This is a genomic window from Achromobacter sp. 01N37 (assembly GCF_056399725.1).
In genome coordinates this window covers 313,107-335,217 of sequence record NZ_JBFTRX010000006.1, presented here as the reverse complement: position 1 = coordinate 335,217, position 22,111 = coordinate 313,107, and the positions used below count along the sequence as shown (strand labels likewise).

21 protein-coding genes are annotated in these 22,111 nt (G+C 62.6%); 13 read left to right on the top strand and 8 right to left on the bottom strand.

Going from position 1 to position 22,111, the window contains the following annotated elements:
* The 6 genes from AC1DSJ_RS17020 to AC1DSJ_RS16995 all read left to right on the top strand — a co-directional run.
* Positions 1 to 1,278 (top strand): hypothetical protein (locus AC1DSJ_RS17020; protein ID WP_441371696.1); only part of this gene is annotated, 1,278 nt, incomplete at its 5' end.
* 281 nt (positions 1,279 to 1,559) lie between these two features.
* A complete protein-coding gene (locus AC1DSJ_RS17015) occupies positions 1,560 to 2,117 on the top strand; it encodes a DUF6708 domain-containing protein (RefSeq protein WP_441371695.1) in 558 nt (185 codons plus the stop codon).
* A gap of 357 nt (positions 2,118 to 2,474) precedes the next feature.
* Entirely contained in the window at positions 2,475 to 3,002 is a 528-nt protein-coding gene (locus AC1DSJ_RS17010; protein ID WP_441371694.1) for a DUF6708 domain-containing protein, read from the top strand.
* Positions 3,003 to 3,402: 400 nt separating this feature from the next.
* Positions 3,403 to 3,885 (top strand): DUF6708 domain-containing protein, encoded by a 483-nt coding sequence (locus tag AC1DSJ_RS17005; RefSeq protein ID WP_441371693.1) that lies wholly within the window; start codon positions 3,403 to 3,405, stop codon positions 3,883 to 3,885.
* 74 nt (positions 3,886 to 3,959) lie between these two features.
* Entirely contained in the window at positions 3,960 to 4,199 is a 240-nt protein-coding gene (locus tag AC1DSJ_RS17000) for an Arm DNA-binding domain-containing protein (protein WP_441371692.1), read from the top strand.
* Entirely contained in the window at positions 4,196 to 4,759 is a 564-nt protein-coding gene (locus AC1DSJ_RS16995; RefSeq protein WP_441371691.1) for an ureidoglycolate lyase, read from the top strand. The genes AC1DSJ_RS17000 and AC1DSJ_RS16995 overlap by 4 nt, the downstream gene beginning before the upstream one ends.
* A gap of 50 nt (positions 4,760 to 4,809) precedes the next feature.
* Here AC1DSJ_RS16995 and AC1DSJ_RS16990 read toward each other — a convergent pair whose 3' ends face one another.
* Positions 4,810 to 5,397, bottom strand: a complete 588-nt coding sequence (locus tag AC1DSJ_RS16990; protein WP_441371690.1) for a hypothetical protein — start codon at positions 5,395 to 5,397, stop codon at positions 4,810 to 4,812.
* Between the two features lie 232 nt (positions 5,398 to 5,629).
* On the opposite strand from AC1DSJ_RS16990, the gene AC1DSJ_RS16985 reads away from it, so the two are divergent.
* A complete protein-coding gene (locus tag AC1DSJ_RS16985; RefSeq protein WP_441371689.1) occupies positions 5,630 to 7,114 on the top strand; it encodes a DUF1254 domain-containing protein in 1,485 nt (494 codons plus the stop codon).
* A gap of 4 nt (positions 7,115 to 7,118) precedes the next feature.
* Positions 7,119 to 8,048 (top strand): LysR family transcriptional regulator, encoded by a 930-nt coding sequence (locus AC1DSJ_RS16980; protein ID WP_054427498.1) that lies wholly within the window; start codon positions 7,119 to 7,121, stop codon positions 8,046 to 8,048.
* A gap of 11 nt (positions 8,049 to 8,059) precedes the next feature.
* Here AC1DSJ_RS16980 and AC1DSJ_RS16975 read toward each other — a convergent pair whose 3' ends face one another.
* The 3 genes from AC1DSJ_RS16975 to kce all read right to left on the bottom strand — a co-directional run bounded on the left by AC1DSJ_RS16975 (position 8,060) and on the right by kce (position 11,131).
* A complete protein-coding gene (locus AC1DSJ_RS16975) occupies positions 8,060 to 8,863 on the bottom strand; it encodes an SDR family oxidoreductase (RefSeq protein WP_441371688.1) in 804 nt (267 codons plus the stop codon).
* A gap of 88 nt (positions 8,864 to 8,951) precedes the next feature.
* Positions 8,952 to 10,151, bottom strand: a complete 1,200-nt coding sequence (locus AC1DSJ_RS16970; protein WP_175171029.1) for an ABC transporter substrate-binding protein — start codon at positions 10,149 to 10,151, stop codon at positions 8,952 to 8,954.
* Between the two features lie 44 nt (positions 10,152 to 10,195).
* Positions 10,196 to 11,131 carry a 3,5-dioxohexanoate:acetyl-CoA acetone transferase gene (kce, locus tag AC1DSJ_RS16965; RefSeq protein ID WP_054427501.1) on the bottom strand — a complete coding sequence of 312 codons (936 nt, stop codon included), beginning with the start codon at positions 11,129 to 11,131 and terminating at the stop codon, positions 10,196 to 10,198.
* A 294-nt stretch (positions 11,132 to 11,425) separates the two neighbouring features.
* On the opposite strand from kce, the gene AC1DSJ_RS16960 reads away from it, so the two are divergent.
* From AC1DSJ_RS16960 to AC1DSJ_RS16945, 4 genes are all read left to right on the top strand, one after another.
* A complete protein-coding gene (locus tag AC1DSJ_RS16960) occupies positions 11,426 to 12,994 on the top strand; it encodes a xylulokinase (RefSeq protein ID WP_441371687.1) in 1,569 nt (522 codons plus the stop codon).
* A gap of 144 nt (positions 12,995 to 13,138) precedes the next feature.
* Positions 13,139 to 14,080, top strand: a complete 942-nt coding sequence (locus tag AC1DSJ_RS16955) for an ABC transporter permease (RefSeq protein WP_054427502.1) — start codon at positions 13,139 to 13,141, stop codon at positions 14,078 to 14,080.
* A gap of 18 nt (positions 14,081 to 14,098) precedes the next feature.
* Positions 14,099 to 15,061 (top strand): sugar ABC transporter substrate-binding protein, encoded by a 963-nt coding sequence (locus tag AC1DSJ_RS16950; protein WP_346551733.1) that lies wholly within the window; start codon positions 14,099 to 14,101, stop codon positions 15,059 to 15,061.
* Positions 15,062 to 15,083: 22 nt separating this feature from the next.
* Positions 15,084 to 15,827: an ATP-binding cassette domain-containing protein gene (locus AC1DSJ_RS16945; RefSeq protein ID WP_054427599.1), complete on the top strand. Its 744-nt coding sequence runs from the start codon at positions 15,084 to 15,086 to the stop codon at positions 15,825 to 15,827.
* A gap of 128 nt (positions 15,828 to 15,955) precedes the next feature.
* Here AC1DSJ_RS16945 and AC1DSJ_RS16940 read toward each other — a convergent pair whose 3' ends face one another.
* From AC1DSJ_RS16940 to AC1DSJ_RS16930, 3 genes are all read right to left on the bottom strand, one after another.
* On the bottom strand, positions 15,956 to 16,237 hold the full coding sequence (locus AC1DSJ_RS16940; protein ID WP_054427504.1) for a peptidylprolyl isomerase: 282 nt from the start codon (positions 16,235 to 16,237) through the stop codon (positions 15,956 to 15,958).
* Positions 16,238 to 16,389: 152 nt separating this feature from the next.
* Positions 16,390 to 18,525: an ATP-dependent helicase gene (locus AC1DSJ_RS16935; RefSeq protein WP_441371686.1), complete on the bottom strand. Its 2,136-nt coding sequence runs from the start codon at positions 18,523 to 18,525 to the stop codon at positions 16,390 to 16,392.
* A gap of 235 nt (positions 18,526 to 18,760) precedes the next feature.
* Positions 18,761 to 19,777, bottom strand: coding sequence for an amino acid ABC transporter substrate-binding protein (locus AC1DSJ_RS16930; protein ID WP_054427506.1), 1,017 nt, complete (start codon positions 19,775 to 19,777; stop codon positions 18,761 to 18,763).
* Positions 19,778 to 19,964: 187 nt separating this feature from the next.
* Here AC1DSJ_RS16930 and AC1DSJ_RS16925 point away from each other — a divergent pair, with 187 nt between their 5' ends.
* A complete protein-coding gene (locus tag AC1DSJ_RS16925) occupies positions 19,965 to 21,071 on the top strand; it encodes an FUSC family protein (protein WP_441371685.1) in 1,107 nt (368 codons plus the stop codon).
* Here the strand turns inward: AC1DSJ_RS16925 and AC1DSJ_RS16920 are convergent.
* Complete coding sequence (locus AC1DSJ_RS16920; protein ID WP_346551768.1) at positions 21,030 to 21,980, bottom strand: LysR substrate-binding domain-containing protein; 951 nt, start codon at positions 21,978 to 21,980, stop codon at positions 21,030 to 21,032. The genes AC1DSJ_RS16925 and AC1DSJ_RS16920 overlap by 42 nt on opposite strands.
* Between the last annotated feature and the right edge of the window lie 131 nt (positions 21,981 to 22,111).

The window sequence follows — 22,111 nt, the reverse complement described above, 5'->3', positions numbered from 1 at the left end:
TCAAACGGCGCAATGCGAAAGATCTCGGCCGGTATGAAGAACCTGGAAGCCCCGGCTGCGCAATTGCTGAAAGGCCTGGAACTAAGCGCGGCGCACGCGCAGGAGTTCGCCAAGAATGGGCTGACGAGTCTGAAGCGATTGTCGGTCGGGTCGGGTTATGGCGCGCTATCGCTGGTCAGCTTGTATTTCCTGCATGACAGCGTGCGAACCAGCCTGGAGGCGGCGCGGGAGACGGTTGGGGCAAGGCACCCCGAAGCGATGGCCGCGTTGTATGGGGCGGGGGTGGGGTTGCTGGGTGCAGGAGTGGAGGCGGGTGGATTGACGCTGAGGATTGGCGCGGAGAGCGTACAGCCGTTCATGCGACGGGTGGCGGCGGTAGAAGGTGGGGCCGTGGCCAGGGCGATTGGGATGGGGAAGACGCTGATCAAGGCAGGGGGAGTGATAGCGGCGTTGGGAGGGGTGGCGGATGGGGTGGGGAGTTTTGCGGCGGCGAATCGAGCTAAAGGCGTGGGTGATGAACGTGCTGACGAGAAGCACAGTATTAGCGGTTCAATCTCCATTGTTGGAGCGATATTCAGTGTTCACGGTGCGATGACTGGGGGCGCATTGTTGGGGACGCTGGGGATTGGAATAGTGTTGGGACTAATCGCTTTTGCCATAGGGAAGATAGCCAGAGATCTGGAATCAGACAGCCTGGAACTGTGGGCGCGGCGTTCTTACTTCGGGCGGGGTGCCGGAGATGTCCGTTGGGGGAGCCCCGATCAAATGGACGCGGCGATGTCAGCGTTGAACGCCGCAGTGCTCGGCATGGACGCAAACGTCGGGTTTCGTACCGCTAAACGCGTCATGGATGCCGACCAACTATTAACGGCGGACATTTTGGACATTAAGGCAACAGGTGGCGTTGAGTCGGGCACTGAGCTAGGGTATCGAATTGTGCTTCCTGGTTTCGATCCCACGTTGTCGCGCTTTGAATTCAAGCTGCTTGTACAGCGATTTGGCGTCGAAAGAAGTGGACGGCGTACTCCATTATTGACTGACGACGTGCTTGCGGCGATGAATCACAACAGTCATGACAGGGCTCCCCCGTTGGGTGATTTCAGACATCTGACTGCGAACGGTCAGCGTTTACCAACCCAGGAGCTTCCCGTCCTGAGCTGCCGATATTGGCTCGGCCCCTTACACAGCATTAAAAGCGCGACCATCGAAATCACCTTCTGGCCAGATAGGGAAGACCTTTCCGGATATGCCCGCATCAGCATGACCGAGGAAGCCTAATGGCCCAAGCCAAACTCATGCCGCGTTGTCCTGGGTGGCAACGAGATTTGCCTGGGCCAGACGATCCTCCCGAGGCTCTGCCTAGCCTTCGGGAAGATGCGCCGAATCACATAGATGGTATTTACATGGAGCTGTCTCGACGCTCATCCAGCATACGTGGGGTTCTACTGTTCGGCATTGTCTTTACCGTTTATTGGGCGGTGATCGGCGGGCCTAGGATTATTGTTTCCGTTCTGAATCGGGACGTTGTCGCATTCAATTTTGATGACTTGACCACGGTCTTGCTTTCCCTATTTACCATTGCCCTTTGCGCATGGACCACCGTGCTCCTGTACCGGCTTGAGATTACCCAGCCCCGCGACCTCCCCATCCGCTTCAACCGCGCCCGCCGCCGCATCTACGTCTACGGCTTCCACATGGTCTGGTGGAACCCCTTCACCCGCTGGTACGTCACCACCGCCAGCTACCCCTGGGACGATGTCCGCGCGGAAGTCTGGGAACAATGGGGCGCCACCTCTGGCGGCGGTTTGATGATCAAGTGGGGCGTATCGATCGCCATCGTCAAACCCAACACCAATGACGTCATCGAACGCTTTCACCTCAGCACCTACAACCACGACCTGGACAATCTTTGGGCCTACGTCTGCACCTACATGCAGCAAGGCCCGCAAGCCTTGCCGCCTTGCGACATCGAACCACGGGACGCGAACGACGTACCCGCGTACAACCTAGCGTTGCGCTGGGCGCCTCGGGTGGAGTGGCCAGAAGAGATGGATTTGGAGTCGCGATCTAGCGGAGATTCACGAGCGTTGGAGGGCCGGAGTGGAGGGTGGTGGTGAGGGCAATCACTATTGCACCTGACGAGGCGGCCCTAACAGCTACGCCCGCATCAGCATGACCGAGGAAGCGTAATGGCCAGATCAAAACTCAATCCGCCCTGCGCAGGATGGCAACGCGATCTACCGGGACCTAATGATCCGACCGAAGTTGCGGCAACGCTGCGGGAGGACGCGCCCAACCATGTTGACGAAATATATATGGAACTATCGAGGCGTTCGTCCAACATTCGCGGTTTGCTGCTGCTCTTTGTTCCACTATGCGCGTGTTTCCTCGGATGGAGCTTTTTGATCATCTTCAGAAGAGGGGCTGAGGTTGAACTGAGCATTGAATTCGTAGTGACTGAGCTGCTGTTAATTATGTTGCTCGCAATTCCCGCCTACATTGCTTATCGCTTCGACGTCTCCCCACCCCGCGACCTCCCCATCCGCTTCAACCGCGCCCGCCGCCGTATCTACGTCTACGGCTTCCACATGGTCTGGTGGAATCCCTTCACCCGCTGGTACGTCACCACCGCCAGCTACCCCTGGGACGATGTCCGCTCGGAAGTCTGGGAGCAATGGGGCGCCACCTCTGGCGGTGGTTTGATGATCAAGTGGGGCGTATCCATCGCCATCGTCAAACCCAACACCAATGACGTCATCGAACGCTTCCACCTCAGCACCTACAACCACGACCTGGACAATCTTTGGGCCTACGTCTGCACTTACATGCAGCAAGGCCCGCAAGCCTTGCCGCCTTGCGACATCGAACCACGGGACGCGAACGACGTACCCGCGTACAACCTGGCGCTGCGCTGGGCGCCTCGGGTGGAGTGGCCGGAAGAGATGGATTTGGAGTCGCGATCTAGTGGAGATTCGCGTGGGTTTGCGGGCAAGGGTCAATGATGTTGATACATGCAATCCATATGTCGCCAGGCAAGAGCCACCTTACCGGCTACGCCCGCCTCAGCATGACCGAGGAAGCGTAATGGCTCAACCTAAACTCAGCCCGGCCTGCACGGGATGGAAACGCGATTTGCCCGGCCCCAATGAGCGTCCTGGTGCACCTCCAAACTTGCGTGAGAATGCGCCCAATTATCTTGATGACGTCTACATGGAACTGTCTCGACGGTCGTCCCGCATTCGTGGGGTGTTGTTGCTGTTTCTCCCCTTTATGCTCTACGCGACCATCATCGGAGTACCTGACATCATTTGGAGTTTGCTTGTGGACCATCCCGGAGCGTTCACCGCGAGCGATTGGTCGACGCTATGGATTGCTTTGTTCGTCTTGGCGATTGGCGTCTGGATGACCGCATTTATTTATCTGGCCGAGGTATCCCCCCCACGCGACCTCCCCATCCGCTTCAACCGCGCCCGCCGCCGTATCTACGTCTACGGCTTCCACATGGTCTGGTGGAACCCCTTCACCCGCTGGTACGTCACCACCGCCAGCTACCCCTGGGACGACGTCCGCGCAGAAGTCTGGGAACAATGGGGCGCCACCTCTGGCGGTGGCTTGATGATCAAGTGGGGCGTATCGATTGCCATCGTGAAACCCAACACCAATGACGTCATCGAACGCTTCTACCTCAGCACCTACAACCACGACCTCGACAACGTCTGGGCCTACGTCTGCACTTACATGCAGCAAGGCCCGCAAGCCTTGCCGCCGTGCGACATCGAACCGCGCGATGCGAACGATGTGCCCGCGTACAACCTGGCGTTGCGCTGGGCGCCTCGGGTCATATGGCCCGAGGCAATGGACTTTGAATCCCGCAGCGCGCCCTGACTTCAACCCAGGGTTACACCCGTCACGTTGAAGCGATATCATGTCGCCCATCAGCAATCACCACGGGAAAGGCGATGAGCCAGGGGTTCGATGGGGTCAGGCCCGCGTCGGAATCGTCGATCGAGATCGGCTTCTTTTTTGAAGGCCGGCACTGCGTCGAGCGTATCCGCGTCAAGCCCACGGCCGCCAACCTCAAGCGCGCTGCGGATCGGCGCGCAGCCATTCTGGAAGCCATTGCCCGCGGCGATTTCGACTACGACGCCGAGTTTCCAAAACGCGGCGCTTTGCCCAAGCCATCACAGGGTTCTGCATGACAAGCAACAAGCAATTGGAAGTCAATGTTCTGACACCCGACGCCTTTACCGCGTACGGCTGGATGCTGGGCAAGCCGATGCCGGACGGCAACGGCGTACCGTTGTTCTCGAACCCTGCCACCGATTTTTGGCAAGAGCATGTGTTCAACACGGGCGCGGGCGGTGATGCCGAACTGTTGTGGGTGAACTATCGCAGCCCGTCCACGGAAATCACGAACCTGGAAAAGCACTTGCTGACGCAGCAGGCCATCGTGCCGCTTACCGGCGAGATCATTCAAGTGGTGGCGCAGAGCGCTGCGGATGGCAGCCCCGATCTGGCGACGCTTGCCGCGTTTCGCGTGCCGCAAGGGCAGGGCATCTGCATGCGGCCGGGGTGCTGGCATGCGACGCGGGTCATCGATGGCGAGGTCACCTGCCTGATGCTGACGCGCCGCTCGACCACGGTGGATCTGATCCAGCATCTGACGACCGACGCGAGCGCCTCGGAAAGCGCCATCGTCGCCATTCCGTTGCATCACCTGGAAAACCTGGCGGAGCAAGCGCAGGAAGTCGACGCGTAAGCATGGGATGCGTTAGCGGCGGCCGACTCCGCCGCCAGACGCGCCAGCAATCATTCCCCCTCGCTGCACGCCACGCCCAGCCGTTTGAACAACGGCCACTTATTCCGATAGCCGTCTGTCCAGATCATGCGGGCGTAGCCATCGAACGGCGCGTCAACGGTGTGCACGGTGATCTGCGCGGCGGCGGCATCGTCCTTCGGGCAAAAGGGCTGACCCGGGGTCGGGTACAGCCCGCCTTCCCACACCGCGCTGCCGCAATGCTCGCAGAAGTTGGTCCATTGTTCTTGTTGCGTGGCATCCTGACGCAATGCTGGCGCCAGACTTTGCAAGGTCAATGCGACATCCGCCGACAGCATGTAGACCTGGGAAAGCAAGGCCGGGCCGGGTATCGTCTGCCATGCCTCAGGGCGGAACAGCCAGTCGTGAAAATCCCCCGGCGCCAGGCCAAGGCTGTCTTCGTTTTCGTCCAGCTCGCTGTCGGCTTCGGTGCTTTCGTGGCCGGGCGGCACGGCCAGCGCGAACACCGGCATGGCCTGCCCACATTGCTTACACACGTGCGGCGCCTGCAATACGTAGTAGGAAGACGCCCGCACATTGGTGTCCGGGACGGTGGGGCGGGCGGAGTCGTCGTCTTGCATGATGTACCTGAGGGATTGCAAAGCGGGATTGCAATGCGGGGTCGCAACGTGCGGTTGTACCGCGCGCGGACGCCCTGCCGGACGTTTCAGTGCGCTGATGCGGCGCGCGCGCCACACCCTTTCTTCTTCATTGCCGGGAAATATGCCAGAATCGTCCCCGGAAATTCTGCCTTGCCTGCGACGCTGCCGCCACCTGGGCGTTGCCAACATCTTGACCGTGTTGGAGCAAACCATGCGCGACCGCCAGAGTATCACTGGATTTTCCTGCCTTGCACGACGCGCGCCTGCGCGTTGGCTCACCGCCACCGTGGTTGCCGCCGGCCTGACGGCAGGGCTGGCCGGGTGCAGCTTCACGTCGCCCGACGAGGCCACGGGGTCGCAGTCGGTCGGTATCCATGGCGTCACGGCGCAACAAGCGCGCAGCATCGCCAGCGAGGCCTATCTGTATGGCACGCCCATGGTCGCCAGCTACCAGACCATGTATGCGTTCAGCATCGACAAGAGCAACCCGCAGTACAAGGGGCCGTTCAACACGGTCAACAACATTGCGCGCGTGTTCACGCCGGAAGACACAGCCTTTGTCACGCCGAATTCCGACACGCCGTATTCATTCGCCGTGCTGGATCTGCGGGCGGAACCCGTCGTCATCAGCGTGCCGCCGATGGAAAAGCGGCGCTACTTTGTTCTGCAATTGATGGATCTGTATACGTACAATTTTGCGTATATCGGCAGCCGCAGCACGGGTAACGGCGGTGGCAATTTCCTGATCGCGGGTCCGCGCTGGAACGGTAAGGTACCGGCAGGCATTACCAAGGTGATCAAGTCGGAGACGGAACTCGTCAACATGGTGGGCCGCACGCAGCTGTTCAACGCGGCCGATCTTGAAAACGTCAAACGCATCCAGTCGCGCTACAAGATTCAGCCGCTGTCGGCCTTTGCCAAGCGGACCGCGCCGCCCGCGCCTGCGGCCGTTGAGTGGATACCTCCGGTGCCGCCCGGTGAGATGCGCACGTCGCTGGAGTTCTATAACCAGCTGGCCTTTCTGATGCAATTTGCGCCCACGCATCCTACCGAGAAGTGGCTGCGCGAACGCTTTGCCAGCATCGGCATCCGGCCGGGCGAGCCTTACAAGGCAGAAAGCCTGGACCCCCGGCTGCGCCGCGCGCTGCGGGAAGGCATGCATACGGCGCAAAACGATATCGACAAGAACCGCACGGCGCTCGGCGGCAAAACCGACACGCTGTTTGGCGACCGCAGCACGTTGAAAAACAACTACCTGGCGCGCGCGACCGGTACGCAGGTGGGCATCGGCGCCAACTCGCGCGAAGAGGCGCTATACCCCGTGCTGGAGAAAGACAGCCGCGGTCAGGAGCTGGATGGCAAATACGCGTACACATTGCGTTTTGCGCCACGCAGCCTGCCGCCCGTCAACGCGTTCTGGTCCATGACGATGTATCGCTTGCCCGAACAGTTGCTGGCGCCGAACGCCATCAATCGATATCTGATCAATTCGCCCATGCTGCCGTCGCTGAAGAAAGACCCGGACGGCGGCTTGACGCTATACATCCAGGCGCAATCGCCGGGCAAGGGCAAGGAATCCAATTGGCTGCCCGCGCCCGATGGCCCATTCATGGTGACGATGCGATATTACTGGCCGAAGCCGGATTTGCTGAGCGGAAAGTGGGTATCGCCAGAAATTGAACGCGTGGCGAAGTAGGGGTATGAAGCGCAATTTCAATATCCACGACCTGCGCATCTTCTATACGGTCGTCATGACCGGTTCGACGCGTCAGGCTGCCCAGGTGATGAGCCTGACGCAGCCCGCGATCAGCCACGCCGTGTCGCGGCTGGAAAGCGCCACGGGTGTGCAGTTGTTTGACCGCTCGCACAAGACCCTGCGGCCCACGGAAGCCGGGCAGTATCTCTACACCGAAGCGAAGTTCGTGCTGGACGAGCTGGTGCGCATCGACGAAGCGCTGCACAGCATCGAGCAGTTTGGCGGGCGCGGTTTGCGTATTGCGTCCTCGCCTGCGCTGGCCCTGGTGTATGCGCCCGAGGCCGTGAAGCGCTATGTGGATGAACATGGCAAGCGGCCCTTCTCGGTGGACGTGGAATCATCGGTGCAGGTGATCAGCGCCGTCGAAACCATGCGGGCTGACTTTGGCCTGGGCGCGGTCGGGCGCGACAGCCCGCGTCTGAACTTCACGCCTTTTCTGCGCACCGACGTCATGGCTATCGTGCACCGCGAGCATCCCCTGGCGCAGCGCGGGGCGATTGCGGTAGCGGATATTTCACCGGAGTCGTTCGTGAAGCCGCTGTGGTCCGATTACGTGGTCGCGCAGGGCGACATTGGTGATACCGCAGCGTTGGATTCCAGCATGCAAGCGCACATGACCTTGGTGCCGGGAACGGTGCGCGCCGTGAAAGGCATCAGCCTGGTCAATGCGTTGTCGGCGTCGGATATTGCGTCCGTCTATCCCGACATCGTCGCGCTGCCGCTTACCTCGCGGCAGTGGTTCGAGTTCGTGTTGATCACCCGCAGAGAGGCGCAAAACCAGGAACTGGCTGAGCGGTTGTTGGGCGCGCTGCACGCCACGGCGCAAGCGCGCCGGGCGGGCGTTTTTGCGGACACGATCCAGCTGATCGGGTAGCACGCCGCGCGTCAGTCCGCCGGCGGCTGCCACGGCAGCGATTGCAGATCGCCGTCGATGCTGATGGCTTGCCCGCTGATCATCGCGCCAAACGGGCTGGCCAGGAACAAGGCCATGTTCGCGATATCGGCGGCGTTGACGAATTGCCGAAGGCTGACGCCCGCCAATTCCAGCTTGGTTTCTTCTTCCACCGTCAGCCCCATGGTGCGCGCCCGGGCGGCGATGACGCGGTCGATGCGCGGGCCGGCCACCAAGCCCGGCAGCAGGGCGTTAACGCGGATGCCGTAGGTGCCCAGCTCCACGGCCAACGACCGCGTCAGCCCCACCACGCCCCATTTGGACGCGGCATAGGGCGTGCGCATGGGCAACCCCATACGGCCCGCCACCGAACTGATGTTGATGATGGAGCCGCCACCGGCTTCGCGCAGCGCGGGCACGGCGTGGCGCACGGTGTGAAACTGCGACGCCAGGTTGATGTCCAGCGTGGCGCTCAGGTCGGCCGGTTCAATGTCGGTGACGCTGGCGGTGGGGCCGGCAATGCCGGCGTTGTTCACCAGCACGTCCAGCCCGCCCAGGTGCGCCAGCGCGGTCTGCATGTAGCGGTCGATGTCGTCGCGGCGGCTGACGTCGGCGCGGCTCCAGGCGTGGCGGCAGTGGGCCAAGGCGCCGTCGTCCACATCACACAGATGCACGCGCGCGCCGCGGTCGGCAAAGGCATCGGCCAGCGCCGCGCCGATGCCCGATGCGCCGGCGGTGATGATGACGCGGCGGCCGCTCAGGTCCACCGGCAGGGCGGTCAAGTCTTGCGAGGTCATGGGTGTTCCTAGAGGTGTGTCGGGCGCAGCAGGGGCAGCGTGCGAAGCGGGTGCAGAGGGCGCGGAGGGCGCGGCGGGCGCATCCGGCTCAGGGCGTCATCAAGCGGCACTTGGATTCCTGCGGCGACGTGTAGATGTCGCCACCCGGAATCTTCGCGATCAGCTTGTAGTAGTCCCACGGCCCCTTGGATTCCGCGGGCTTCTTCACCTGCATCAGATACATGTCGTGCACCAGCAGGCCATCTGCGCGTACCGTTGCGTTCTGAACGAAGAAGTCATTCACGGGGTTGCTCTTTACCCACTTCATGATCGTGTCGCCATCGGTCGTGCCGGTGGCTTTCACCGCATTCAGATAGGTAGTGGTGACCGAATAATCGCCCGCTTGCAGCATCGACGGCTTCTTCTTCATGCGCTCTTCAAAGCGCGCCGCCCACTTGCGCGACGCGTCGTCCTGGTCCCAGTACCAGGCCGTGGTCAGGTACATGTCTTGCGCGGCGGCCAGGCCCAGCGCGTGGATGTCGGTGATCAGCACCAGCAGGCCGGCGATCTTCATCTTGGGCGTCAGCCCGAATTCTGCGGCGGCCTTCACGGCGTTGCTGGTGTCGTTGGCGGAGTTCGCCAAACCCAATACGGTTGCGCCCGACGCCTGCGCCTGCAAGATGTATGACGAGAAGTCTGCCGTGTTCAGCGGGTGCCGCACGCGGCCCTTCACCTGGCCGCCATTGGCTTGCACCACGGCGGACGCGTCGCGCTCCAGCGCGTGGCCGAAGGCGTGGTCCACCGTCAGGAAGTACCAGTCCTTATTGCCTTCCTTGAGCATGGCGCGGGCCGTGCCGCGCGACAGCGATACGGTGTCGTACACGTAGTGCACGGTGTAGGGCGTGCACTGCGCGTTCGTCAATTCCGACGCACCCGCGCTGACCACGAAGAACGGCGTCTTCTTTTCTTCGGCCACCTTCGCCATGGCCAGTGCGGCGGCCGAGTTCGCGCCCGCGATCAGCATGTCGACGCCTTTCTGGTCCAGCCATTCGCGCGCTCGCGACGACGCGATGTCGGCGCGGTTCTGGTGGTCGGCCACCAGCACTTCAATCTTTTTGCCGTCGATGGCGCCGCCCATGTCCGCCACCGCCATCTTGATGGCTTCGGCGCCACCGGGGCCATCGGCGTCTGCCGACAAGCCCGACATATCGGTGATGAAGCCGATGCGGATCACGCTGTCGTCGGCGTGGGCGGCCGCGCCCAGGCTCAGCAATGCGGCGGCCACGGCCGCGTTCAAGGTGTTCTTCATGATGTTGTCTCCCCGCTAGGGTATGAATCGTTGTCGGTGCGCGGTCAAAACGCCACGTTGTTCCGGCCTTTCAGTTGCAAGATCTCGCGCGCGTCGTCGGGCGTGGCGATGCGCAGCGACAGGTCTTCAAGAATGCGGCGGATGCGCCGTACCTGGTCCGCGTTCGAGCGCGCCAATTCGCCCGGCCCGTCCCACAGCGAATCCTCCAGCCCCACGCGCACGTTGCCGCCCATCGTGGCCGACATCGTGGCAAGCGGCGTTTGCTTGCGGCCGGCGGCCAGCACTGACCACACGTAGTCGTCACCAAACAGCCGGTCGGCCGTGCGGCGCATCGTCATCACATCTTCGGGGTGGGTGCCGATGCCGCCGCGAATTCCGAATACCGACTGGATCAGGAACGGCGGCTTCAGCAAGCCCTTGTCCACAAAGTGCGCGGCCGTATACAGATGGCCAACGTCGTAGCATTCGATCTCAAAACGCGTGCCGTTGTCGTTGCAGGACGCAAGGATGTGCTCGATGTCCTTGAACGTGTTCCGAAAGATCAAGTCGTTGCTGGACTCCAGATACGGGCGTTCCCAGTCGTGCTTGAATTCCTGGAAGCGTTCCAGCAATTCGTACATGCCGAAGTTCATCGACCCCATATTCAATGAGGCCACTTCGGGCTTGAATTGGGTGGCGGGCAGCATGCGTTCGCTGACCGGCAGCACGGGCGAACCGCCCGTCGTGATGTTGATGACGACATCGCTGGCAGCCTTGATGCGCGGCAAGAATTGCGCATACAGCGCGGGGTCTTGCGTGGGCTTGCCGGTTTGCGGGTCGCGCGCGTGCAGATGCACGATGGCTGCGCCGGCCTCGGCGGCGTCCAGCGCCGACTGCGCGATGTCGTCCGGCGTCACCGGCAGATACGGGGACATCGACGGCGTATGAACCGACCCCGTAATGGCGCAGGTGATGATCACATTGCTCTTGGTTTTTTTCATGGGCCTTGGACGTGTGATGTTATTTTTTGGCCCCGGCTGTCTCCTCCGGGTGCGGCCCATTCTGTCGTACGGTCTTGCCCTTGTCACCTGAACAGAAATTATCAACTGATAGGGTTTCCGGTGCTGCGGCGCAACGACGGCCGCAGCAGCGATGCCACGCCGGCCGTCAGCCCGGCATCGTCTCGACGCCACCCCGGCCGTCGGCTCGGCATCGCCCCAACATCGTTTCGATGCCACCCCAACGCCACCTCGACATCCACGCTGCCAGTCCGCCCTGAAATACAATTCCCGGCTATGTCCGCCCCATCGATCGTCTCCACGGCTTCTTCCGAATCGTCCTCTTCCGGCTCCGGCTCCGGCTCTGGCTATGTGCTGGCCGTGGACCTAGGCGGCACGCGCTTTCGGGCCGCGCTGGTCGACGAGGCAGGCGGCATCGCGCATTCCTGCTTCATCGACAGCCCAGCGGGTGCGGGCGGCCCGCCCGGCTGGGACGAGATCGACGCCGACGCGTGGTGGCGCGGCCTGCAAACCCTATCCAACACCTTGGCCGAGCAAGCGGGCGCGGCGTTCGATGCCGTTGCCGCCATCGCCATCTGCGGCGTCACGCGCACGCAGGTGTTCGTTGATGCGCAGGGCGCCGCCATCCGCCCGGCCATCACATGGCGCGACACGCGTACGGCGGCGGACGTGGGCGAATGGCTGGCGGCCATCCCTGCTGATCACCCCGAACGTAAACAGATCAACGCGTTCCACCCCTGGGCGCGCCTGGCGTGGTTACTGCGCACCGAGCCGCAACACGCCGCCCGCGTGCGCGTCGTGCTGGAACCCAAGGACTATCTGAATTTCCGCCTGACGGGCCGTGCCGCCAGCGACACCGTGTCGATGGCGCGGCTGGCAGCGGCCGCGCAGCCGCACGCGGGCGGGCCTGACCTGTTGACCGCGCTAGGCGCCGACCCTGCCTGGGTGCCGCCGCTGCTGGACCCGTTGGCGGTCGTCGCCGCCGTCCAGCCCGGCTTGCCCGGGGCATTGGCGCGGCTGGCCGGTCGCAGCGTCGTCGCGTGTTCCAACGACACCTGGGCGGCCGTGGCCGGCTTGGGCGCGCTGCGCGCGGGCTATGCCTACAACATCTCGGGTACCACCGAAGTGTTTGGCGCGGTGGGCGCCGAGCCGGTGCAGGCGCAAGGGCTGATGACGGTTGACTGGGGCAACGGCAATCACCAGATTGGCGGACCGGGCCAGAACGGCGCGGACACCATCGCATGGCTGCTTCCCTTGCTGGGGCGCTTGGGTGAAGACGGCATGGCGGGCGTCGGCCACGCCATGAACGCGCTGCTGAACGCGCCGCGAGATCCGCAGCCCGCGCTGTTCCTGCCTTATCTGCAAGGCGAGCGCGTGCCGTACTGGGACCCGCATCTGCGTGGCGCTTTCGTTGGCCTGAATCGGCGCCATGGTCCGGGCGACTTGGCGTGGGCAGTGCTTGAGGGCGTGGCCTTCCTGAATCGCACCGTGCTGGAACGCGCCGAAGCCGCGCTGGGCAGCGCGGTAGGGGAAATCCGTTTCGGTGGCGGCGCGGCGTCCAACCCGCAGTGGTGCCAGGTCAAGGCCGACATCTGCGAACGCGCCGTCGTCGTGGGCCAGGCCGAACAGCCGGGCGTGGTGGGTGCGGCGGTTGCCGCCTGGACCGCGCTGGGCCGCTACGGCAGCTTTGCCGCCGCGCAGGATGCACTCGTGCGGCCCGCCCATCGCTACGAACCGCAGGCCGCGCGCAGGGACGCCTATCGCGCGTTGTACGCCCAGTTCCGCGCCGCTGAGGCGGCGTTGACCCCGGTGTCGCACGCCTTGGCCGGGTTGCGATTGCCGTAAAAACCCTAAGTCCACGCAGCGACAACGCGCCCCTGCCGGCCGCCGCCCGGGTATAAACTGCTACGCCATCAGGGCGCTAACGCCCGGCAGGTGGTGGATAACCCTTGCACGACAACGAAAATCAACGCAGCAAGGGTCAAGTCGATGCGCGGCATCCTGGAAAAGTACGGCACGGCAATCGCAGGATTGGTCCTGGTGGGCTTCTTCGCAATCGCCGCGCAAAATTTCGCGGCGCCGAACAATCTATTGAACATCGCCAAGGAAACCAGCTTCCTGGCCATCATCGCCATCGGCTTCACGCTGGCGCTGGTTACCGCTGAACTGGATTTATCCGTGGCCGACGTGGCGAGCCTTGCCGCCGTCGTCACCGGCGCGCTGGTGCATACCGGCCAGCCCGTGTTGATGGCGGTTGCAGCGGGCCTGGGCGTCGGGCTGCTCTGCGGCCTGGTCAACGGCATTGCCGTGACCCGACTGCGCGTCCCTTCACTGATTGCGACGCTAGGCATGGCGGCCATGGCGCGCGGCTTCGCCTTCATGTTGACCGACGGCGTGTCCTACGTGGGCCGCTGGCCCGCCACCTTCACCGATCTGGCGCGCGCCAAACCCTTCGGCATTCCCGCACTGGTGCTCTGGATGCTGGGCACCGTGCTGGCCGCCTACTTCCTGATCAAGTGGACGCGCACCGGCGCGCGCATGACGGCCACGGGCGAAGCGGGGGAATCCGCGCGGCTGGCCGGCATCAACATCCGCGCCATGAAAAGCATCGGCCTGGCGCTGTCCGGCGTGTGCGCCGGCCTGGCCGCGGTGCTGCTCACGTCCAGCCTGTCGTCCGCCGCGCCCAACATGGCGGGCGACTACTTCCTGTACGCCATCGCTGCTGTGCTGCTGGGCATGACCATGTTCAACCCGGGCCACGCCAACATCCCCGGCACGCTTGTTGCCGCGCTGATCTTGAAGGTGCTGGGCAACGGCCTCGTGCTGATGGGCGCGCCGTACTACGTGCAGGACATCGTGCTGGGCTTCATCATGATCGCGTCCGTCGCGGTGTCATCGGCCGTGCTGAAGAAAGCGGCTTTCAAATTCTGATCCGAAGGGGAAACCACCATGAAGACATTGCTTAAGCGCACGCTGCTTGTCAGCGCGTTTGCTGTCCAGGCCCTGGCCGCCAGCGCCGCTCACGCCTTTGACGTGGGCATCGTCGCGTTCCAGATGTCGTCCGAAACGCACGCCCGTGTCGCCAACGCCGCGGCCGAAGCCGCCCGCGCCAAAGGCTGGACCGTGACGCAACTGAACGCCGAAGGCTCACTGCCCAAACTGGCCGAACAGTTGGATACGCTCGTCAACAAGAAGGTCGACGCCATCGTCATCGCCATGGGCAAGCCCGTGGAAACCGATGCCCAGCTGCAAGCCGCCAAAGAGAAAGGCATCCCCGTTGTTGGTGTGATGTCCGGCGCCAGCCCGCACATGCTGTTCGACGTGGAAGTTAACGAATACGCCACCGGCGCGCAGTCGGTGCTGTATCTGCTGGGCAAGATGGGCTACCAGGGCAACATCCTGTCCGCGCGCTTTGATGGCAACTCCGGCACCCGCATTCGCGGCAAGATGCTCGACGCCGTCCTCACGGAAAACACCGCCGTCAAAGACCTGGCCAAGTTCAGCATGGCCCGCACTCAAAGCTGGCGCGACGACGTGCGCAACGGTATGCAGGCGCTGTTTCTGCGCCATCAAGGCCAGTTCAAAGGCGTGTGGGCATCGTTTGACGGGCAAGCCTATGTCATCGACGACCTGCTGCAATCCCAAGGCATGAAGAAGGGCGACATCACCTTGGTATCGGTGGACGGCGGCCCTGAAACCTATCGCCGCATCGCCGACCCCAACAGCCTGATCACCGCCACGATGATGATCCCGTTCGAGCAACTGGGCACCAGCGCCATCGACTCAATCGACCGCATCGTCGTGAAGAAGGAACCCAAAGAGAAGGTGGCGTCAGGCCCGTACCTGTTCATGGATTCCGTGCTGGTCGACGCCAGCAACGTCCAGAAATTCCTGCAACCCGCCGCCAAGTAACCCTGACAAAACCGTGACCACCATGACCGCCGCGTTGTCGCTTCGCCAGATTCGGAAGTCCTATGGGGCTGTTGAGGCCCTGAAGGGCGTGGACCTGGACGTGCCCGAAGGCAAGGTGATGGCCATCTGCGGCGACAACGGCGCGGGCAAATCCACGCTGATCCGCATCATCTCCGGCGCGCAAGCGCCCACGGGCGGCAACCTGAGCCTGAACGGCAAGCCGGTCGCGTTCCGCTCGCCGCACGACGCGCTGGTGCAGGGCATTGCAACGATCTACCAGGATTTAGCGCTGGCGCCGCGCCTGTCCATCTGGGAAAACGTCTTCATGGGCGCGGAACGCGTGCGCCGCGTGGGGCCGTTCCAAGTGCTGGACAAGCGCCGCATGGCCGAAGAAGCACGCGGCTATTTGCAGCGCCTGTCGGTACCCATCGAAGACATGGACCGCCCCGTCGAACGCATGTCAGGCGGCCAACGCCAAGCCGTCGCCATCGCCCGCGCCCTGCGCTGGGACGCGCGCGTCGTCATCATGGACGAACCCACCGCCGCCCTGGGCGTCAAGGAAACCGCGCTGGTGTTGAACCTGGTGCGCAAACTGCGCGAAGAAGGACGCACAGTGATCCTGATCAGCCACAACATGGCGGATGTGGTGGCGCTGGCGGATCGTGTGGCGATCCTGAAGGGCGGCGTCAAGGTCATCGAACGGGATATCGCCGGGCTGGACGCAGATGCCTTGGCGCATCGGGTGATGACGGGCAAGGACGGATAGCGCCGGATACGTTGGCGCGAGGATTGCAAGCGCGGGCAGCAATCGCAACAGCAATCGCAAACAGCAATAAAAAAAACCGCCGCCGGGTCACCCCAGGCGGCAGTTTTTTTTGCGTGCAGCGGCGGGACTTAGTCCTGGCGGCTGGTCACTTCAACCAGGTGATAACCAAACTGGGTCTTCACCGGACCCTGGACAACGCCAACCGGGGCGCTGAACACGACGGTATCGAATTCCTTGACCATCTGGCCCGGGCCAAACGTACCCAGATTGCCACCGTCACGGCTCGACGGGCAGCTGGAGTTTTCCTTGGCGACTTGAGCGAAGTCAGCGCCGTTTTCAATGGAGGTCTTGAGTTCGTTGCACTTGGCTTCGGTGGAAACGAGGATGTGACGGGCGGAGGCTTGTGCCATGTGGGGCTCCTGGAGGGGGGGAGTGATTGGGGAAGGGGAGAGTAACGCATTTGAGCGTGCTCACTACCCCGTAATGATAAACGGGAGCGAGACGGGGCTCGGTGTCCGGGGGGCTACGACAGGCGCGGATATCTTACAAAAGATAACAACGCCTACTCCACCAACCACTCCCGAAACGCCTCCAGATCCATCCCGCTCGGCACGTACCAGACCTTTCTCGTCTTATCCCACTGCGCGCCCAGCGCCTTCACCACGTCCCGATTCGCATACGCGACCCGCAAATCCCGATGGCCCACCGCCTGCACCGGTGCCGCCATGTTCCGGCGCACGGCGGTATCTGCGCGTCGTTGAATGCCCGCCAGCTGCATCTGCCCGATAAACACGCTGCGCCGTGCCGCGTCTTCCGTAGACACCAGCGTCAACCGTGCTTTCGTACGCGTCGCGGCGACGTAGAACAGGTTTTCTTCCTCACTCACTTTTCGCAGCGGATTCGGGAACTCGCCGGCGTCCATGAACGGCAGGATGACGTGGTCGAATTCCTTGCCTTTGACGTTCGCGATGCAGTCCAGCTGCACCGTGTTCTTTCCGGGCCGGGCGTCCGCGAAGGCTTCGGCGGCGCCGATCCATTCTGAGAATTCGCGCAGCGTTTTGCCGGAGCTTTTTGCGGAAGCGATGAAGCCGGTGATGGACTTGGTGACGACGGAGGCTTCGTACGGATGCACGTACAGACGCGTTGCCAGCTTATCCATGTCCACCAGTTCGCGGACTTTTTCCAGCGCGGCGAAGGCGGGGGAGTCGGCGGAGACTTCACGCAAGTGCGCCACCGCGTCAGAAATCCGGCCGCGCGCCGCCGGGCTGCCGACGCGTTGGATCTGGCCGGTGAAAAAGTGCTTGAGCGCGGACGGTTCCTTGGCCAGCGTGGTTTGGGCCTCGCGCAATTCCTGCGGCGTTAGCGGCACTTCGGCAAAGGTGGTCAGCGCGTCGACGATGGCTTCGCGCGTGGCGGGCGTGGCGACGTGGTGGAAGTCGTCAAGCGCGATGGCGATCATGCCGCGCAGGAACAGGATTTCTTCGCGCAGCAGGTAACTCTTCATCGTCAGCGTGCGGTATTGCACCCCGGCGTTCATCAGCGCGTTTTCGATTTCGATGGATTGGTGCGCATCGCGCAGCAGAATGCAGCAGCCGTCCAGCGGTTTACGGTCTTGCTTCCACTGAAGCACGGCGCGCACGACCTCGGCGCCGCACGCGCCCGGGGCCCGCGCGTAGGGGCGTTCGTGTATATCCGTGCGCAACGGCAGGTTTGAATCGACGGGTTTACGTTTGAAGGCTTCCATCGCGTAGGCCAGATGCGGGCCGTGGCGGTAGGTCATCGTCAGCGGGAAGCTTACGCAGTCGGGGAAGCTGGACGCGATGCGGTGTTGCAGGAACGATTCGTCGGCGCCCAAGTGCGAATAGATCACCTGGTCTTTATCGCCGACGCCGACGAAGTACGTGATGCCCACGCTTAGCAGCGCTTCGATAATGCAGAACGAGGCCTCGTTGATGTCGTGCAGCTCGTCGCACAAGACCAGCCGGTACGCGGGCAGCACGTCGCGCGCGTCGGCGCCGTTGCGTATCAGGCAGGCCAGGTCGTACGTGGCATCGAAGAAGCCACGCGCGTCGATGAAGCCGAAGACGTCGATGCGCTGCTTTTCATATTCGATGGCCCACAGATAATCCGTCAGCGGAATGCCCAGGCTGTTGGCGGTGTATTCGGGGTCGGCAATATTGTCGGGCGACAACATCATCGTGGCTTTCAGTTTCAGCAGATTATCCAGAAACTGGCTGACCGCGGTGTTGTGGGTGCGAATGTCGAGATCGTCTGCATACTGCGCGTGATTGATGGCGACGTTTTCCAGCGCATACAAGGCATAGCTTTGTTGTTCGCGCGTGGTCGGCAGGCTCTCGGGTTTGCCGTCTTCGATTTTCGACAACACGCGCTGCGCGAACTCTTCAACGGTCAGCACATTGACGCGCCGCGCCGTGTTGTAGGCGATGCCGACTTCCACCAGACGCGTTTGCAGAACCTGCCGGGCTTCGTCCGTGAAGGTCAGCGCCAGAATGTCTTCGGGCGGCAAGCCGCGTGTCAGGGCCTCGCCGACGCGCAGCGCCAAGGTGGTGGTTTTGGCGGCGCCTGCGTTGGCGATGACAAGGCTGGTCCGGCTCCGCGAGGTTTGGATCTTGGTCTGTTCCTCGGTGGGCACGAATCCGGCGGGGAAGAACTGGGCGGAGGGGGAGGTTGTCGTCATCTAGGCGGGGCAGGCGCGAACAGAATGGTCGCAGGAGGTGAACCGCCAGTGTAACGACTCCCGGGGTCTGGTTTCTCCGGGCGATTCTGCTGCGCGGCTTCCAAACCGGTGCCTGTGCAGACCCATCCGGCCCAACCCGGCTCGGCATATCCTGCCACCCGCTCCCCAAACGCAAAACGGCCGGCGAGCGCGTTGGGCGTTCGCCGGCCGTTCAGGAGCCGCGTTCTACGCGCGTTTAGCGCACCGGCCACCCATACATCAGCCCGCCATCGCGGTACGACGCGTTCAATCCGCGCGACAGCTTCAACGGGCTGCTGGGGCCCAGGTTCTTCTCGAAGCTCTCACCGTAATTGCCGATGTGCTTGATGATGTTGTAGGCCCACTTATCGTCCACGCCCAGGTTCTTGCCCATGCCTGGCGTCACGCCCAGCAGGCGCTGCACGTTGGGATTCGTGCTTTTGAGCATTTCATCCACGTTCTTCGACGTGATGCCGTATTCCTCGGCTTCCAGCATGGCGAACATCGTCCAGCGCACGACGTTGAACCATTGCTCGTCGCCCTGGCGCACCATCGGGCCCAGCGGTTCCTTCGAGAAGTTCTCGGGAAGAATGTCGTACTGGCCCGGGTTCTCCAAGTTGCTGCGCGCGGCGGCCAGTTGGGATTTGTCGCCGGTGAAGGCATCGCAGCGGCCCACTGCAAATGCGCGGATGATCTCGTCCAGACGCTCGACCACAACGGGCTTGAAGACGATGTTCTGCGAACGGAACCAGTCCGCCAGGTTCAGTTCCGTGGTGGTGCCGGGCTGCACGCAGACGGTTGCGCCGTCCAGTTCCTTGGCGCTTTTCACGTTCAAGGATTTGTTCACCATGATGCCCTGGCTGTCGTAGTAGTTCACGCCGACGCCGATCAGGCCCAAGGTGGTGTCACGCGTGAGCGACAGCGTGGTGTTGCGCGGCAAGACGTCCACTTCGCCGGATTGCAGGGCGGTGAAACGTTGCACGGCGCTGACCGCCATGATCTTGGATTTGGCGGGGTCGCCAAACATGGTGATGGCAAGCGCGCGGCACAGGTCGACGTCCAGGCCGATCCAGCCGCCCTTGCTGTCATTGACCGAGAAGCCAGCCACGCCCGTGGACACGCCGCATTGGACGAAGCCCTTATTCTTGACGCTATCGAAAGTCACGCCGGCGGTGGCCGCCCAGGACGAAAGGAATAATGCGGTGCCTGCCGCGACGTGTTTAAGTGCTTTCATGGTGTCTCCGCGCGTTGAGCGCATGGGTATTCTGTCGGCCGGTGGCCGAGTGCGCGGAATGGTAGCCAGCGCGCCGGGGCGGGAATATCAGGGAATTCCCGTTAAATCCACTGGACGGAATTTGCGGAGGATAATCTTCGCCATGCCGACGAGGGGCCAGGGATGAAACAAGACGACGACAACAGGGATGCACGCGAAAGCCGCGGGTTATGGCGGCCGATTGGCTTCGTCAAGGAGCAGGTGCGGGGATACGTGGCGTGAACTGATCCGCGTCAACACCAGCGACCGCCGTTGGGAAATGCCGCTGGCGGCGGCGTTGTCGTCGGGCCTGCCGCTGATGGTGGGCGCGTATTTCGGGCGCATGGATTATGGCTTGATGTCCAGCCTGGGCGGCATGGTGTTCCTGAGCCTGCCCAATTCTTCCTTGCAGCACCGCATGATGATGTTGCTGGCCGCGTCGTTCGGCATGGTGGCCTGCTTTGCGGTGGGCGCGCTGACGCAGTTCTGGCCCACCGCGATGGTTGCCGCGCTGACGATCATCGCCATCCTGGTCAATATGGTGTGCCGCTGCTACCGGCTAGGCCCGCCGGGCAGCTTGTTTTTCATTATGGCGACAGCCATTGCGGCCTACACGCCGGGGCGTATTGAAGATGTGCCGATGCGCGTAGGCATGGTGGCGCTGGGGTGTTTGGTTGCCTGCCTGGTGGCGTTTGCCTATTCCCTGCACATGACGCGCGTGGCGCCGCCTCCTGTTGAAACCCCGCTGCCCAAGCCGACCTTTGACTTTGTCGTGTATGACTCCATCATCATCGGGCTGTTCGTAGGAATTTCCTTGCTGGTGGCCGAACTGCTGCAATTGCCGCGGCCCTATTGGGTGCCCGTCAGCTGCCTGGCGATTATCCAGGGGGCCAGCTTGTGGGCGGCGTGGAACCGCCAGCTGCATCGAATTTTTGGTACGGCGCTGGGCTTATGCGTGGCGTGGGCATTATTGAGCCTGCCGCTGAATGTGTGGACGTTGAGCCTGGTGATGATGGCGCTGTCGTTCGGGATAGAAACCTTGGTGGTGCGGCACTACGCCAGCGCGGTGGCGCTGATCACGCCGCTGACGATCTTCCTTGCCGAGGCGCCGCATCTGGGCCAGGGCTATCCCTCGGCGGTGATACAGGCGCGGTTCGTGGATACGGTGATTGGGGCGTTCATTGGCGTGCTGGGTGCAGTGCTTCTGCACAATCAGCGCATCCGGCCGCTGCTGTCACGCTGGATGCGGGCCGTGCTGCCCAAGCGGATCAGCTGATTCACTGGCGTCGCAGTAAGGGCAGTCTGCCGCAGCCGGCCCTGACGCGCCATGCAAACACTCATGCGACAGCCACTGGCTCAGCCGGTCGTAGCTTTCCATATTGCTGCGCCAGTTGGGCGCGCAAAGATAATAGCCAAGCGGGCTTTCAAACGTGCGGTCGAATATATCCACCAATTGCCCCGTGGCCAATTCCTTTTCGATCAGGCAATGCGGCATCAGCGCCACGCCAAAGCCTGACGACGCGGCTTGGATAATCATCGAAAACAGATTGAACCCCGGCCCGAAACGCGCGCGGTCATAATCGCCGAGGTAAGTAGAAAACCAGTATTCCCACGACAGCGGAATCTCAATGTGCTGCAACAGCGTGCATTGCTTGATGTCTTCCAGGCTGCTGATGGGATGCTGGTCCAGATACTCGCGCGAGCACACCAGCCGGGTTTCCCGGCCCGTCAGGTACTTGGCGTCACCGTCGTGCCAATCCCCGTAGCCATATTGAATGGACGCATCGAAATCCAGTTCGGTGCTTTTGTAATCCGCCACGCTGTAGCGGACGAAGTTGATGGAGATGTCGGGATTGAATTCGCGGAAGGTCTTCAGGCGGGGGAACAGCCATTGCGCGGCAAACGTGGGCGCGGCCGATACGTTCAGCGATTTGGCCGATTGTTGGGTCGCCATGACCTGCGACGTGGCGCTTTCCAGCGTGTGCAGCGCCGGTCGGATCAGGCTCAGGTAGGTAGCGCCCATGCGGGTCAGCTGCAGGCCGTTGGTGGCGCGAATGAACAGCGCGTGGCCCAGGTAGCTTTCCAGCGTGGCGATGTGCCGGCTGATGGCGCTTTGCGTAACGAACAGCTCTTTGCCCGCCTTGGAGAACGACAGATGGCGCGCCGCTGCGGTGAACGCATTCAATTCAGAGAGGGTGGGGCAGCGGCGTCTCATGGGGCAGTTAAACCATGCGTGAGCGAATACATCGGTCGGCGAATACCGGGGCGGCAATCACCCAGCCGGAAAAGACAGGGTATGAGTATTACTCATAAGGC